Below are 13,892 nucleotides of genomic sequence, written 5' to 3'. Positions count from 1 at the left end.
TTGCGCGTCGAGCCCGGATTTCCTAATGAGGCGCGCGGGCTATCCAACCTCGTTCGACATAGTCATTGCCGATCCTATCGCAGTGACCGTTGTAGCCAGAGGCTGCCGGCCCTTCCGTCTTGCAGATCAAATCCGTGGAAGCTGCGCTGGATACTATCCATGGCGCGTCACCACGTACCGGCCTGGCCAAAGGATATCGAAGTAGCCGCTTACCAGCCAACCCATCAGCGCGTTTTGCTCCGAGTAGTTTCGGACCCGCCAGTGAGGCGGATAGTCGTCCGGCAGGAAGATGTCGTGGACATGGACAATCACGCCGGGCTTTAGCCGCCGAACCATCCGATTGAACTGAATGTCGACCTCCATTCCAGGCAGCATGATCGATTTCCGGCGTTGCGAGATGGGCTTCGGCGTTCGCCAGAGCGCGACTTGGCCGACGGCCCACGCCGTGGTCACGAGGACTATGCGGCGGGTTAGCAGGAGGGCAGGGCTGTCCGTCCAGGGTGTCGAGCGGTCCGCTCGCTTGCATTACAATACTGACTGTGCATGCTCTGAGCGGCGGCGATGTGCGTCGCCTGATCCCTTCTCGAGCAGGAGACGAGCTTGCGTCCCAGTCCGCCCGAACGCGTCGCCGAATACCGCCGCAGAGGCTGGTGGAAGGGGCAGACCGTCGATGCTCTGTTCCGCGCCGCCGTGGCCGCCCGTCCGAACGAGGAGGCGTTGGTCGACGCCCCGAACCGCCAGGCCCTGGTGGGGAGCGCGCAGCAGCGACTAACCTTCGCGCAGGTTGACGCTCGGGTGGACGCCATGGCTCACGCCTTCGCGGCGCTGGGCGTGGGCCGCGGCGACGTGGTGGCGACGCAGTTGCCGAACCTGGTGGAGGGCGTCGTGGCGTTTCTCGCCTGCGCTCGCATGGGGGCGATCCTCAGCCCGGTGGCCATGGCCTATCGCGGCCACGAGCTGCGGCAAATCCTGCCGACCGTGGAGCCCAAGGTCTATCTGACGACCGGCGCGTTCCATGGCTGCGATCACGCCGCCATGTTGCTGGATCTGAAGGCGGCTGGGGAGACGAACGTCCAAGTCGTGAGCCTGGGCGATGAAGCGCCAGACGGCGCCCATGTCCTGCATCAGCTGACGGCCAAGGCGCCCGCCGGGGCCTTCCCGACGCCCGCCGATCTCGATGCGGCCGAGGCGCTCACGGTCTGCTGGACCTCGGGCACCGAGGCGCGGCCGAAGGGCGTGCCGCGGCACCACGATCATTGGGTGATCAATGGCGAGGCCCTGGTCGAGGCGGCGGGTCTTCAGCCGGGCGACACCATCCTGAACCCGTTCCCGTTGATCAATATCGCCGCCATCGGCGGCATGGTGATGACCTGGCTGGTCTGCCAGGGGCGGCTGGTGCAGCACCATCCCTTCGACCTGCCGATCTTCCTCTCGCAGATGCAGGACGAGGGCGTGGCCTATACGGTCGCGCCGCCGCCGGTGCTGAACATGCTGCTGCAGAACGAGGCCCTGCTGGCGGCCACGGACCTGTCCAAGCTGCGATGCCTGGGTTCGGGTTCCGCGCCCCTGGCCCCTTGGATGGTCAAGGGCTGGCAGGAGCGTCACGGCGTGACGGTCATGAATGTCTTCGGCTCGAACGAGGGAACCTCGCTGTTCTCGACCGGCGAGGCGATTCCGGATCCCGAGCAGCGAGCGAGGTTCTTTCCGCGGTTCGGCGCCGAGGGCGTGGATTGGCCGGCGGCCTTCCCAGCCAAGATCCGCACGCGGCTGGTCGCGCCCGAGACCGGAGAGGAGATCACCGAGCCGGGGATCGAAGGCGAGCTACGCATCGCCGGCGCCATGACCTTCGACGGTTATTGGAAGGCGCCGGAGCTGTCGCGCCAGGCTTTCGACGACGACGGGTTCTTCCGCACCGGCGATCTGTTCGAGATCACGCCGGAGGCGGGCGGGCGCTACTACCGGTTCGTCGGCCGCTGTAAGGAGATCATCATCCGGGGTGGGCTGAACATCTCGCCGGCCGAGCTGGACGTGATGATCGAGAGCCATCCCAAGGTCCGCGAGGCGAGCTGCGCGGCCTATCCGGACGAGCGGCTGGGTGAGCGGGTCTGCGCGGTCGTGGCGCTTCGGCCAGAGCAGGAACTCACCCTGGAGGAGCTGAACGCCCACCTGCGCGCCCAGGACATCGCGGCCTTCAAGCTGCCGGAGAAACTGCGGATCGTCGATGCGCTACCACGCAATCCTCTGGGCAAGGTGCTGCGGCGCGAGTTGGCCGGCGTGGCCGCGAGTTGAACGAACTGGGGACGGGTTGAATGAATGCGACTTGCATAGACAGACCCGTTCCGCGATTCTTGGTCGCCCGATATTTCCGGGCCTTGAAGAGCGCCTGATTCATGACCTCGCCGAAATTCATCCGCACCTGCTCGATCTGGCGGGCGTTGGAGGTGGTGGGAGACACCTCGGTGCTGCTCATTCTCGAGGCCGCCTGGATCGGGGCGCGGCGGTTCGATGAATTCCGCATCCGCACCGGGCTGTTGCAGACCCCGCTCAGCGATCGGCTGAAACGGCTGGTGGCGGCCGATGTGCTGGAGAAGGTGCTCTACAGCTCGGCGCCGCCGCGGTTCGAGTACCGGATGACCCAAAAGGGCTACGATCTCTATTGGCCATCCCTGATGATGCTGCGCTGGGAACGTCGCTGGAGCCCGCCGGAGGGCAAGCTGCAACTGAAGTTGAAGCACCGCACCTGCGGCCATGTCTTCGAGCCGGTCCCGACCTGCCTCAGCTGCGGCGACGAGATCAGCGCCCGCGACGTGGACTGGACCGAGGGGCCGGGCGTCGGATGGATGGCCGCGCGCTACAGCCGCCGCCGCCAGCAGCGCCACGCCACCGAGGGCGCTTCAAGCCTGATGGAGGACGTGGCCCAGATCACCGGGGATCGTTGGGCCAGCCTGGTGCTGCGCTCGATCTTCACCGGGTTGCGCCGGTTTGACGAGATCCACCGCGACACGGCCATGGCCACCAACATCCTGTCGGAGCGGCTGTCCTGGCTGACGGCGCGGGGCGTGATCCGAGCGCACGAAATTGGCGGCAAGCGATCGGAGTACCGGCTGACCGAGAAGGGGATCGACTATTATCCGGTCCTGCTGATGCTCCTGCAGTGGGGCGACAAGTATTATGTCTCGCCCGAAGGCCCGCCGCTGCTGCTGCGGCACAAGGCCGACGGACACGATCTGCAGCCCGCCGTGACTTGCTCGTGCTGCAGCCAGCCGGTGATGCCGCACGATGTCACCTTCGAGGTGACCGAGGCCGATGCGCCACGGGTGCTGGAGGGCGCGGACTGACTAGATTTCGCCAGGTCAGTCACTTTCATAACGATACTTAATCGGCTAGGGTTTCCTCAAATCTGGGAGGAGCCATGAAACACCGTGTCATCCAATGGGCCACGGGCGCCATGGGTAAGACCTGCTTGAGGGCGGTCATCGATCATCCGGCGATGGAGCTGGCAGGCCTGTTCGTCTACGGCGAGAACAAGGCTGGGCGAGACGCCGGCGATATCGCCAAGCGACCGCCGACCGGGGTCATCGCCACCCGCGACATGGACGAGATTTTGGCGCTCGACGCCGACGTGGTGATCCACTGCGCACGCCTGGCGCCGCCCTACGGCTCCCACGACGCCGAGATCCTGCAACTGCTGGCCGCGGGCAAGAACGTCATCAGCATCAACGGCTATAGCCGGCCCCAGCATTGGGGCGGCGCGCGGCTGGCGGCGCTGGAGGCGGCCTGCGCGGCGGGCGGGACAACCCTGATGGCGGCGGGCTTGAACCCGGGCTTCGCCGCCGAGCAACTCGCGGTGGTGGCGACCGGCGTCTGTTCACAGCTCGACCATGTCGAGGTGGTGGAGAGCGTCGATTGCCGGGCGGTCCGCAACCCCGACTATGTGTTCAAGATCCTGGGATTTGGGGCGGACCCCCAGGCCGTGGACGCCAACGATCCGAATTGGGGGCCGGCCTCGTCGCTCAACGGCATGTACGCCGAGGTGCTCTCGACCATGGCCGAGCACATGGGGCTGGAGCTTGAGCGGGTCGACACCGACCATCGGGTGTTCCCGGCGACCGAGGATCTCAGCGTGGCGGCCGGGCCGATCGCGCGTGGTGGGATCAGCCACGTGAACTGGCGCTGGCGCGGCATTGTCGGCGGCGCGCCGAAGCTCACCATGTCGATCCACTGGTACATGGAGGCCGCCCATCTGGAAGACCCGCATCCGCCGCTGTGGCGCATCCATGTGGAGGGGCAGCCGGGCGTGCGTCTTTCGGTGGATCTGGAGAAACGGGCGGGGGATGCGACCGCCACCTCGGCCGAGCAACTGGGCGTGGCCGGGACGGTGATCAATGCGATTCCGCTGGTCTGCGCCGCGGCTCCCGGACTGATGACGCGGCCGCTGGCGACGCCCTTCCGGGGGGATGCGACAACTATCGGATAGCCTCCGCCATCTGTTGCTTGCATAACGAGATGATCGGTGGATGATTGGCGTCGGGAGGACGTCCGTCACATGCCAGAGAGCATTCGAGAGACCGCCGGAGCCACGCAGGGCATGCGCGATCGGGTGGTGATCGTCACAGGAGCCGGCAAGGGCCTGGGGCGAGCCTACGCCCTGGACCTCGCCGCGCAGGGGGCGAGCGTGGTGGTCAACAACCGCTGGAGCGACCGCGGCCAGCCGTCCAGCGCCGAAGCGGTCGCGGCGGAGATCCGCGGCACGGGCGGGCGGGCGGTGGCCAACCTGGAGTCCGCGGAAGATCCCGACGCCGGGGAGGCGATGGTGGCCCAGGCCCTGGCCGAGTTCGGCCGCCTGGACGCGGTGGTCTCCAACGCCGGCGTGCCCGAAACGCTTCGGCTGCATCGGCAGACCCGCGAGGGCTTCCAGAAGATCTTCGACATCAATTTCTTCGGCGCATTCCACCTGATCCAGGCGGCCTGGCCGGCCCTGTCGGCGTCGAAGGCCGGGCGGATCGTGGTCAGCGCCTCGTCGGCCGGTCTGCACGGCGGCGACGGCATGGCGGCCTATGCGTCATCCAAGGCGGCGCTGATCGGCCTGGTCCGCGGACTGGCGGTCGAGGGCGCGCCGCGCGGCCTGAAGATCAACGCCATCGCACCCTATGCGGTGACCGCGATGACCGAGCAGCATCTGGCCCCGGGCATGGCCGAGCGGATGGATCCGGCGGCCGTGGCGCCGCTGGTCTCCTGGCTGGTCAGCGAGGCCTGCGAGGTCACCGGCCAAACCCTGGTCTCGGGCGGCGGCCGGCTGCGCGCCGCGTTCGCCGTCGAGGGACCGCCGGTAAACCTGGAGGCGGGCCAGATCGGCCCTGCGGTCCTGGCGGCGCTGACGGCCGAGCCGCGTGAAACCTATGGCGACGCGCACCAGGCCTTCGCCGCCTTCATGGACGGCCGAGAGGCCTTCGTTCCGAAGCAATGAGACTGACAGTTTTGAGGTCCGAGCATGGCTGACGCCGCCGATATCGCTGAAGCCGCTCCGCCGGCCCCGTTCCGTGAAGCCCACCTGCTGCCGGTGGACCTGGACGTTGAGCGCCGCGCCGACGGCGTGATCCTGATCACCTCGCGGGTTCCGCTTCGCCCCTACGACGCCAACATCCCCGCGGCCTTCGCGCGGCGCGCGGCGGCTTCGGGCGACAAGCCCGCCCTGGCCCGGCGAGGCGCGGACGGCGAGTGGGCGTTCACCTCCTTCGCCCAGCTCAAGCAAGACATGGACGCCGCCACCCAGTGGCTGATGGATGAGGCGCCGGCCGGGCCGGTGCTGATCCTGGCCGGCAACACGCCGGCCTTTGCGGTGATGAGCTTCGCCGCCCAGGCCGCGGGCCGCGCCGCCTGTCCGGTCAGCACCACCTATGCGGCGCTCGGCGGCGACTATGGCCGCCTGGCCCATGTGATCGCCAAGGTGAAGCCCGCCGTGGTCTTCGCCGAGGACACCGCCATGGCCGCCGGCGCTCTGGAGGCGCTGGACCTGGGCGGGGCGAGGATCATCACCACCGATCCCTCGCGTCTGTCCAAGCCGGCGGTGGCCTACGCCGATCTGCTGGCCACGGTCCCGACGCCGGCGGTCGCCACGTCCATCGCCGGTCTGAAGGCCCAGGACCGCGCCGCCCTGATGCTGACCTCGGGCTCGACCGGGCTGCCCAAGGTCGTGCCGATCACCTTCGACAATCTGGCGGCCAACAGCGCCCAGTGCCAGCAGACCATCGGCGAGGCCGCCGGCTGGCACGAGGTGATGCTGGACTGGCTGCCCTGGCACCACGCCGCCGGCGCCTTCGTGCTGCGGACTACGCTGCTGGAAGGCGGCACGCTCTATATCGACGACGGCAAGCCGGCGCCGGGCCTGTTCGAGACCTCGATCCGCAATCTGCGGGAGATCTCGGTCAGCTACTTCAACAACGTCCCCCTGGGCTACGCCATGCTGGTGGAGGCGTTGGAGAAGGACCCCGTGCTGCGGGCGACCTTCTTCAAGAAGATGCGCCTGATGCTCTACGGCGGGGCCGGGCTGTCGCAGACGGTGCATGACCGCTTGCAGGCCTGCGCCGTGGCCGAGACCGGCCACCGGATCATGATGACCAGCGGCTATGGCATGACCGAGACCGTCTCGGCGTTCATGGTCATCCACTTCGAGACCGACAAGGTGGGCATCGGCCTGCCGGCGCCGGGCACGACCTTGAAATTGGCGCCGGTGGGCGAGCGCTACGAGGTGCGGGCGAGGGGGCCGAACGTCACCGAGGGCTATCTCGACGAGCCGGAGAAGACGGCGGACGCCTTCGACGAAGAAGGCTTCTACCGCACCGGCGACCTGGCGGTGTTCCACGATCCGGCCGACCCGACCCAGGGCCTGGCCTTCGCCGGCCGGGCGGCGGAGGAGTTCAAGCTCTCCAGCGGAACCTGGGTCTATGGCGGATCGCTGCGCGACGGCCTGCTCAAGGCGCTGTCGCCGCTGGTGATGGACCTGGTGCTTTGCGACGACGGCCGGCCCTATCTGGGGGTGATGCTGTGGCCGGTGGTCGGCGCCGATCCAGCAGAGGTCGCCCGGCGGCTTGCGGCTTTCAACCTGGACCAGCGCGGCGGCGCGGCGCGAGTGAAGCGGGCGCTGCTGCTGGCCGAGCCCCCTAGCGCGAACGCCCACGAGATTTCCGACAAGGGCACCATCAATCGCCGGGCCGTCATCGATCGCCGCGCCGATCAGGTCGAGCGGCTGTTCGCCGAGACGCACGATGCGGGCGTGCTGGCGCTTGGATAGCGGGGGCTCCCTTGTGCGCCTCGCCCCACGGGGCTAGGTTGCTTGCATAGAAAGACTGTTGGCGCGCCCTGACAAAAATGGGCGCCGGTAGGGGGAAGAGCATGCCGGACTATGTTGCGGTGTTGGCGATCAACGCCGGGGTCATCCTGGCCTTGTTTGTCGTGGCCTGGGCGGTCTGCGTGACCATGCGTGACTGCACGCCGGTCGACAGTCTCTGGGGACTGGGCATGGGCCTGGTGGCCATATCGACCTTCATCCAGACCGGCGGCGGCACGCCTCGGCGCGTGGTGCTGACGGCGATCTGCGTCGCCTGGGCGCTGCGGCTTGGCGGCTACATGCTGTGGCGCTGGCGCGACCATGGACCCGACGGCCGCTACGTGCGGATGTTGGACAAGGCCAAGGCCGAGCGGGGATGGGGCTACGGCTATGCGGCCTTCCGCCTGATCTTCATGCTGCAGATGCCGATGCTCTGGCTGGTCTGCCTGCCGGTCCAGCTGGGCCAGATCTCGCCTGAGCCCGCCGAACTGGGCGTGGTCGGCCTGATCGGCGCGGCGCTCGCGGTCTTCGGCCTGATCTTCGAAAGCCTCGGCGACTGGCAACTGGTGCGGTTCAGGAAGAACCCCGCGAACGCCGGCGAGGTGATGGACAAGGGCCTGTGGCGCTACACCCGTCATCCCAACTACTTCGGCGACGCCTGCGTCTGGTGGGGCCTGTGGCTGGTGGCGTCGGAGACGACCCTGGGCCTGTTCGCCGTCGTCGGCCCGGCCTACCTGCTGTTCACGCTCACCCGCTGGAGCGGCGTGCCGACGGTCGAGGGACGGATGCGCCGCCGCAAGCCGGGCTACGAGGACTACATGCGTCGGACGTCGGGCTTCTTCCCCTGGCCGCCCAAACCGCCGGAAACGGTCTGACGCTTGGTTGGTGATCGGGTCGCGAGCGTGCATGAGGCCGGGCGGATGAACTGAGGGCGAGGTTCGTCCGGCCTTGACATGGCCTGCGATGGACAGATGGTTCGCGCGCTCCCGAAACCAGAGGCGATATGGCCGAATCCAGTCCCATCAGCACCCCGGAACCCACACCGCCGACCCAATTGGTCCCAGCGAATTCGGCCACCCGGGCGCTCAATGTCCTGGGTGACCGCTGGATTTTGATGATCCTCTATCTGGCGTTCCAACGGGTCCGCCGGTTTGATGAGTTCCAGGCGAGGATCGGTCTGGCGCGCAGTCTGCTGATCGATCGCCTGCGGCGTCTTCAGACGGCAGGCATTCTCCACAAGGTGCTCTACCAGGAGCGGCCGAAGCGCGAGGAGTACCATCTGACCGAGATGGGGCTGGACCTCTACAGCCTGGCCCTGATGATCATCCGCTGGGAGAAGCGGTGGTTCTACGACCCCGCCAATCCCGCCCATCGTCTCAAGCATAAGTGCGGCATGGACTTCACGCCGGAGTTTCGGTGCGGCCATTGCGGCGAGCTGGTCAGTCCGGGCGACGTCTATGTCGAGGATGGCCCTGGCGCGGGGTTCGAACCCTCGCAGCCGCCGCGCGCCCAGCGACGTTCGACCGTGCCGGCCGGCGCGCTCAATCAGGGCAATCCGATGCTGGATCGCGCCTTCCAGGTGCTGGGCGACCGTTGGACGTCGCATGTGATCGCCGCGGCCTTCCTGGGGCTGCGGCGTTTCAACGAGTTTCAGGAGAGGCTGGGCGTGGCCCCCAACATCCTGTCGGATCGCCTGACGCGGTTGGTGGAGATCGGGGTGCTGCGGCGCGAGCTCTATCAACAGCGGCCCGAGCGCTGGGAGTATCGCCTGACGGACACGGGGCGAGACCTCTATCCGCTGATCGCCGAGCTGATCCGCTGGGGCGATCGCTGGCTGGCCGATGGCAAGGGGCCGCCGCTGATCACTTACCACCGCACCTGCGGCCACAGGCTGGACGCCAAGATCACCTGCGATCAGTGCGGGGAGGTCGCCGACGTCTTCAATGTGACGCCGGCCGAGCCTGGGGCGGACTAGGCTATTTGACCACCGGCCGGGAAATCATCTCGCGAACTTCGTCGGTCATTGGCGCGCCGGCCTTCATGGCCGCATTGATCCGGCCATCGTAATATTCCCGCCATTCGTGGACCAGCAGGCCCCGGAACTCCAGGACGCCGCAGTAGGGAATGGCGATGTGCTCGCCGGTCGTCAGCCAGAATTCGTCGACCCCCTCCATGAACAGCCGGTCGCCGGTTTCGGCGTAGTCGAAGATCCGCCAGTTGTTGGTCTTGATCGCCGGGGCCATGGCCTGCAGCGCAGTGCGCATGGCGCCCTTGCCACGGATCGGCGGGGCGAAGCCGGAGGTGTTGCGCCAGACGATGTCGTCGGTGACGTGGGTCAGGACCGCCTCGACATCCTGTTTGCGCCAAGCGGCGATGATCGCCTCGAGAACGGGAAATAGGCGGGGCATGGCGGACTCCTGGGACAGGGCGGGCGTGGCGATCAGCGCGCTGGCGGCGGCGATCAGGGTGCGGCGGTCTAGGGACATGGGCGCGGCGCTCACTCGGCCAGGGGGCGGTCGAGCAGGCTCTCGACCTGGGTGCTAAGCGGTTCGCCCGCCTTTTGCTGGGCCATCACGCCAAGATCGACATAGTCGCGCCAGCCGACGATCAGGTCGCCGCGGAACTCCAGCACGCCGGCATAGGGGGCGGCGACCCGGTTTCCGTCGCTGGTGCGGTAGTCGTCGACGCCCTCGATGAACAGCCGGTCGCCGGCTTCGGCATGGGCGAAGATCCGCCACTGGATGGCGTGCATGTCGCCGTGGAAGCGGTCCAGAAGCTTGCGGGCGCCAGCCTTGCCGCGGACCGGGGGCAGGGCGGGGGCGGCGTAGTGCCAGACGATGTCGTCGGCCATGTGCGACAGGACGCCGTCGATGTCCTTGGCCTGCCAGGCCTCGATGACCTGGCGGAGGATGGCGTAGCAGCGACCCATGGGGACTCTCTGGAAAGTGTGGCCGGGCGGTGGGCCGCCCGGCCAGGCAGGCTGGCCTTAGAAGGCCGCGGAGAGTTCCATGCCGAAGGTGCGCGGCGCGCCGAACGACGACATCTCCTCCTGGAAGAAGGCGATGATGTTCGTCCGATAGAGTTCGTCGGTGATGTTCTTGCCGTACACCGAGACGCTCCAGTTCTTGTCAGGCGAGGTCAGCGTCACCCGGCCGTCGAGGGTGCCGTAGGCCTTTTCCCAGGTGGTGTTTTCCGGGGCCCAGGGCATCTTGCCCTGCCACTTGTAGCTCAGCCGCGCCGAGAGCGCGTCTTCCCAGCTGCCGACGCTGGTGGTGACCTCGGCGCCGATGGAGCCCTGCCATTCGGGCGTGCGTTGCATCTTGTTGCCGGAGTTGTTGATGCCGGCGAAGACGAACTCGTCGTACCGGCCGTGCACGTAGCTGCCGCTCGCCCAGCCGCGGAACCAGGTGGTCGGGGCGTATTGCAGGTCGCTCTCGAAGCCCTTGATCGTCGCGCCGGGGGCGTTGCTGATCACGTTGCAGAGGCAGGAGGCCAGGGTCTGCTGAACCTGCAGGTCCTTGTATTCCATGTAGAAGACGGCCGAGTTCCAACGCACCGTGCGGTCGAAGAGCTCGGTCTTGTAGCCGGCCTCGTAGTTGGTGACGGTTTCGGGATTGTAGGGCTGGGCCGCCGCGAAGCCGTTGGAGGCGTTGTTCTGGAAGCCGCCGCCCTTGAAGCCGACGGACACGGTGCCGTAGACCATCGTGGTGTCGTTAGGCGTCCAGCGCAGGGTCGCCTGGGGCGTCAGCTTGGACCAGTCGGCGCTGTAGGGCGTGGAGAAATTCACGGTCAGCGGGGTCAGCGGCGCGGTGTCCAGCGGATGGAGCCGGTCGCCGGTGGCGATGATCATGCCGGTCTGGTGGCCGCCCTTCTTGTCCTTGGTGTAGCGCGCGCCGATCTCGGCTTTCAATGTGTCGGTGATGTCGTAGCCAATCTGGGCGAAGACGGCCATGTCCTCGTTGTGGCCCTTATCGTCCCAATGGGATTCGCCCGAGAGGGTCGGGAGCACCGTGGATTCGCCCCAGAAGCGGTTGAACTGGTGGACCCGGCTCTTCTGGTAGTAGGCGCCGACGATCCAGTCGAGGCGGCTGTCGGTGTCGGTCGAGGTCAGCCGAACCTCTTCCGAAAACTGCTCGACGTTCTCGATGAAGTTCACCGGCTCGGCGAACAGCAGCGGCCCGGCGACGTTGTAGCCGTTGGCCGGGCCAAGGCCGGTCTGGTCGTAGAGGGTGAAGGAGCGGTTGTTGCGATAGCCGGTGATGCTGGAGAACCGGATGTTCGGCGTGACGTCCTTCTCGACCTTCGCGATGATGTTGTAGGTCTCGTGCCGGGCTTCCTGAGGCGTCGGCGCGGCGTCGCCCTTGAACAGCGGCCAGATCGGCAGGCTTTCACGGACGGAGAGCGAACCGCGGATCGCTCTGATCATGTCGCGGGTGCTTGACCACGGGGTGAAGCTGGTTGGCAGGGTCGTGCTCTTCAGCCCGACGCGGTTGACGCCGTCGTTGCTGTCCTTGGCGTAGTCGACGACCAGGTTGGCGCGGAGGTCCGACTCCTTGGGCGCATAGGCGAGTTGAACGCGCCCCTGCACCGACTCCAGGTTCTCGACATCGACATTATGCAGAATGTCCCGGGCGTAGCCCGAGTGGTAAATCGTCTGGAATGAAACACGGGCGGCGAGGTCGTCGGTCAGTGCGCCGGTCAGGAAGCCCTGGGTCTGACGCAGGTCGTAGTTGCCGAGCGACAGCGTGAACTTGCCGGAGCGATCGAAGCTCGGCGCATTGCTGATGATGTTCACCGCGCCGCCGGCGACATTCTTGCCGAGCAGCACGCCCTGGGGACCGCGCACGACCTCGACCCGGGCGACGTCATAGAAGGCCGAGTTCATGTTGCCCGCGCGGCTGACATAGACGTCGTCCACGAAGGTCGACACCGATTGGTCGGCGGTGGGCGAACTCAGGCGGGTGTTCACCACGCCGCGGATGTTGATCTCATTGGACTGCGGCGAGTTGGAGGTGAAGGAGATCCCGGTCTGGTTGTGAGCGAGATCTTCCAGGGACAGCACCCGGTCCTTCGCCAGGGTGGCGCCGGTGACCGCGGTGATCGAGAGCGGCGTCGTCTGGACGTTTTCTTCGCGCTTTTGCGCGGTGACGACCAGTTCCTCCAATAGGCTGTCAGGGCCGGCGGCCATGGCCGGCAAGGCGATCGCCATGCCGGCGAGCAGGGCGATGGCGGATGTTGTGTGGTGCAGCTTCACTGGCTTTTCCCCCGGGGCCGCGCCGATTTTCAATCGCCGTCAGTCCCTGTTGCATTTCCGCCGAGGCGGAAAATCCTAATGTGTCGAAGGGGGTAGGGCGTCCCAGGCAAACCCGTCCTGGCCGGCGCGATCAACTGATCGATGATTACTTGCATAACCGTAGCGATGTAAGGTTGTGCTGTATCAGGTGCGCAGGCGCTGTTGACTGCAATCTGTCCTGGTGACGACGTTCCCCCTTATAGTTTTTGGCGTGTCGACATCTATGAGAGTAGGTTTGTTTTTATGGTCTCGTCAAGCAAGTCACTTGCGACGCGAGTCTGGGCGGATCTTTTCGAACCGACCGATCTGGCCTCTTGGGCGGCCCAATCGGTGGCCGCCAGAAAAGGCTTGCCAATTTCGAGTACGATTATGCAAGTGAAATTCCGGCAGGCGCCGGCAGGGGAGGATCAAGACCATGTCTGTGACGCTATCGGACGAACAGAAGATCGCTCTGGGCCGGGAGATGGCCGAGGCCTGGCGGGTCATGGACTGGCGCAAGGTCGCCGACATGTTCACCCTCGACGGGGTGCTTCACTCGATGATGGTGGAGCCGGTCGTCGGCCGCGAGGCGGTCTACAAGCGGGTGGCCGGCCTGGGCGACGGCCTTGAATCGATCACGCTCAAGATTCGCCACATGGGGGTGGTCGACGGGGTGCTGTTCATGGAGCGCGTCGATGAGTTCGTGATCCGCGGCAAGCCGGGCTCGGCCCCGGTGGTCGGGGTGCTGGAATTCGAGGGGCCGCTGATCAAGGTCTGGCGCGAATACTACGACCGCGCCCATCTGCTGAAGGCCATGGGCGTGGTCGAGGACTTCGATCAGAAGACCCGTTAGGGCTTGCGCACGGGCGACGTGCGGCACGTCGCCCGTGACCAGGGTTAGCGGCCGAAGTTCCGCAGCGCGCCGGCCTGGGCGGAATCCAGGTACTCGTCGAGGCGGGTGATGACGCCGTTCTCGATCCGCACCACGACGCAGGCGTCCATCGCCCATTTCGTGCCGTCGGGCAGGGTGGCTTCCAGCACGTGCTGCTGCAGGAAACCGTCCGATAGGGCTTCGCGCCGCACGACCCGGTAGTTGCGGTCGGGCAGGACGCGGATGAACCAGCCCAGCACCTTCATGTTCTGATCGACGGTCTGCTCGATCCCGTCGGTGTTGTGCCAAAGCTTGGCGTCCGGCGCATAGCAGGCGCGCACGGTGTCGGTGTCGCCGCTTTGAATGGCGCCGACGAAGCGCTCGGCGAAGTCCAGGTACTGTTGAGGGGTCATCGAAGCTCT

13 protein-coding genes are annotated in these 13,892 nt (G+C 66.6%); 8 read left to right on the top strand and 5 right to left on the bottom strand.

Annotated elements, in window-relative coordinates; all coding sequences use genetic code 11:
• Positions 1 to 153: 153 nt before the first annotated feature.
• The gene (locus ASE02_RS00935; protein ID WP_156405864.1) at positions 154 to 375 is read right to left on the bottom strand and encodes a hypothetical protein; all 222 of its coding nucleotides are present in this window, start codon (positions 373 to 375) and stop codon (positions 154 to 156) included.
• Positions 376 to 600: 225 nt separating this feature from the next.
• Here ASE02_RS00935 and ASE02_RS00930 point away from each other — a divergent pair, with 225 nt between their 5' ends.
• The 7 genes from ASE02_RS00930 to ASE02_RS00900 all read left to right on the top strand — a co-directional run bounded on the left by ASE02_RS00930 (position 601) and on the right by ASE02_RS00900 (position 9,302).
• Positions 601 to 2,289, top strand: coding sequence for a class I adenylate-forming enzyme family protein (locus ASE02_RS00930; RefSeq protein ID WP_056730250.1), 1,689 nt, complete (start codon positions 601 to 603; stop codon positions 2,287 to 2,289).
• A 101-nt stretch (positions 2,290 to 2,390) separates the two neighbouring features.
• Positions 2,391 to 3,338, top strand: coding sequence for a helix-turn-helix domain-containing protein (locus tag ASE02_RS00925; RefSeq protein ID WP_056730248.1), 948 nt, complete (start codon positions 2,391 to 2,393; stop codon positions 3,336 to 3,338).
• A gap of 74 nt (positions 3,339 to 3,412) precedes the next feature.
• Positions 3,413 to 4,477 carry a hypothetical protein gene (locus ASE02_RS00920; protein ID WP_056730246.1) on the top strand — a complete coding sequence of 355 codons (1,065 nt, stop codon included), beginning with the start codon at positions 3,413 to 3,415 and terminating at the stop codon, positions 4,475 to 4,477.
• 69 nt (positions 4,478 to 4,546) lie between these two features.
• Complete coding sequence (locus ASE02_RS00915; RefSeq protein ID WP_056730244.1) at positions 4,547 to 5,467, top strand: SDR family NAD(P)-dependent oxidoreductase; 921 nt, start codon at positions 4,547 to 4,549, stop codon at positions 5,465 to 5,467.
• Between the two features lie 24 nt (positions 5,468 to 5,491).
• The gene (locus tag ASE02_RS00910; protein WP_056730242.1) at positions 5,492 to 7,291 is read left to right on the top strand and encodes an AMP-binding protein; all 1,800 of its coding nucleotides are present in this window, start codon (positions 5,492 to 5,494) and stop codon (positions 7,289 to 7,291) included.
• A 101-nt stretch (positions 7,292 to 7,392) separates the two neighbouring features.
• Positions 7,393 to 8,202, top strand: a complete 810-nt coding sequence (locus ASE02_RS00905) for a DUF1295 domain-containing protein (protein WP_056730240.1) — start codon at positions 7,393 to 7,395, stop codon at positions 8,200 to 8,202.
• Between the two features lie 128 nt (positions 8,203 to 8,330).
• Positions 8,331 to 9,302 (top strand): helix-turn-helix domain-containing protein, encoded by a 972-nt coding sequence (locus ASE02_RS00900; protein WP_056730238.1) that lies wholly within the window; start codon positions 8,331 to 8,333, stop codon positions 9,300 to 9,302.
• 1 nt (position 9,303) lies between these two features.
• Here ASE02_RS00900 and ASE02_RS00895 read toward each other — a convergent pair whose 3' ends face one another.
• The 3 genes from ASE02_RS00895 to ASE02_RS00885 are packed head-to-tail and all read right to left on the bottom strand — an operon-like array spanning position 9,304 to position 12,581.
• Positions 9,304 to 9,813, bottom strand: a complete 510-nt coding sequence (locus tag ASE02_RS00895; protein ID WP_056730236.1) for a nuclear transport factor 2 family protein — start codon at positions 9,811 to 9,813, stop codon at positions 9,304 to 9,306.
• A gap of 11 nt (positions 9,814 to 9,824) precedes the next feature.
• A complete protein-coding gene (locus tag ASE02_RS00890) occupies positions 9,825 to 10,256 on the bottom strand; it encodes a limonene-1,2-epoxide hydrolase family protein (protein WP_056730234.1) in 432 nt (143 codons plus the stop codon).
• 57 nt (positions 10,257 to 10,313) lie between these two features.
• Positions 10,314 to 12,581, bottom strand: coding sequence for a TonB-dependent receptor (locus tag ASE02_RS00885; RefSeq protein WP_235536551.1), 2,268 nt, complete (start codon positions 12,579 to 12,581; stop codon positions 10,314 to 10,316).
• Between the two features lie 454 nt (positions 12,582 to 13,035).
• Between ASE02_RS00885 and ASE02_RS00880 the strand changes: the two genes are divergently transcribed.
• Entirely contained in the window at positions 13,036 to 13,452 is a 417-nt protein-coding gene (locus ASE02_RS00880; protein ID WP_056730232.1) for a limonene-1,2-epoxide hydrolase family protein, read from the top strand.
• A 44-nt stretch (positions 13,453 to 13,496) separates the two neighbouring features.
• Here the strand turns inward: ASE02_RS00880 and ASE02_RS00875 are convergent, their stop codons facing one another.
• On the bottom strand, positions 13,497 to 13,883 hold the full coding sequence (locus ASE02_RS00875) for a nuclear transport factor 2 family protein (protein ID WP_056730231.1): 387 nt from the start codon (positions 13,881 to 13,883) through the stop codon (positions 13,497 to 13,499).
• Positions 13,884 to 13,892: the final 9 nt, after the last annotated feature.

Source organism: Phenylobacterium sp. Root700, assembly GCF_001429025.1.
Taxonomy (GTDB): domain Bacteria; phylum Pseudomonadota; class Alphaproteobacteria; order Caulobacterales; family Caulobacteraceae; genus Phenylobacterium.
The sequence above is the reverse complement of the archived record's forward strand: the minus strand, read 5'-3'. Positions and strand labels throughout refer to the sequence as shown.

Excerpts from the sequence above, each read along its gene's own strand:
- ASE02_RS00890 (WP_056730234.1), bottom strand. The coding sequence starts at position 10,256 with ATGGGTCGCTGCTACGCCATCCTCCGCCAGGTCATCGAGGCCTGGCAG.
- ASE02_RS00935 (WP_156405864.1), bottom strand. The coding sequence starts at position 375 with ATGCTGCCTGGAATGGAGGTCGACATTCAGTTCAATCGGATGGTTCGG.
- ASE02_RS00905 (WP_056730240.1), top strand. The coding sequence starts at position 7,393 with ATGCCGGACTATGTTGCGGTGTTGGCGATCAACGCCGGGGTCATCCTG.
- ASE02_RS00880 (WP_056730232.1), top strand. The coding sequence starts at position 13,036 with ATGTCTGTGACGCTATCGGACGAACAGAAGATCGCTCTGGGCCGGGAG.
- ASE02_RS00910 (WP_056730242.1), top strand. The coding sequence starts at position 5,492 with ATGGCTGACGCCGCCGATATCGCTGAAGCCGCTCCGCCGGCCCCGTTC.
- ASE02_RS00875 (WP_056730231.1), bottom strand. The coding sequence starts at position 13,883 with ATGACCCCTCAACAGTACCTGGACTTCGCCGAGCGCTTCGTCGGCGCC.
- ASE02_RS00900 (WP_056730238.1), top strand. The coding sequence starts at position 8,331 with ATGGCCGAATCCAGTCCCATCAGCACCCCGGAACCCACACCGCCGACC.
- ASE02_RS00895 (WP_056730236.1), bottom strand. The coding sequence starts at position 9,813 with ATGTCCCTAGACCGCCGCACCCTGATCGCCGCCGCCAGCGCGCTGATC.
- ASE02_RS00925 (WP_056730248.1), top strand. The coding sequence starts at position 2,391 with ATGACCTCGCCGAAATTCATCCGCACCTGCTCGATCTGGCGGGCGTTG.
- ASE02_RS00915 (WP_056730244.1), top strand. The coding sequence starts at position 4,547 with ATGCCAGAGAGCATTCGAGAGACCGCCGGAGCCACGCAGGGCATGCGC.
- ASE02_RS00920 (WP_056730246.1), top strand. The coding sequence starts at position 3,413 with ATGAAACACCGTGTCATCCAATGGGCCACGGGCGCCATGGGTAAGACC.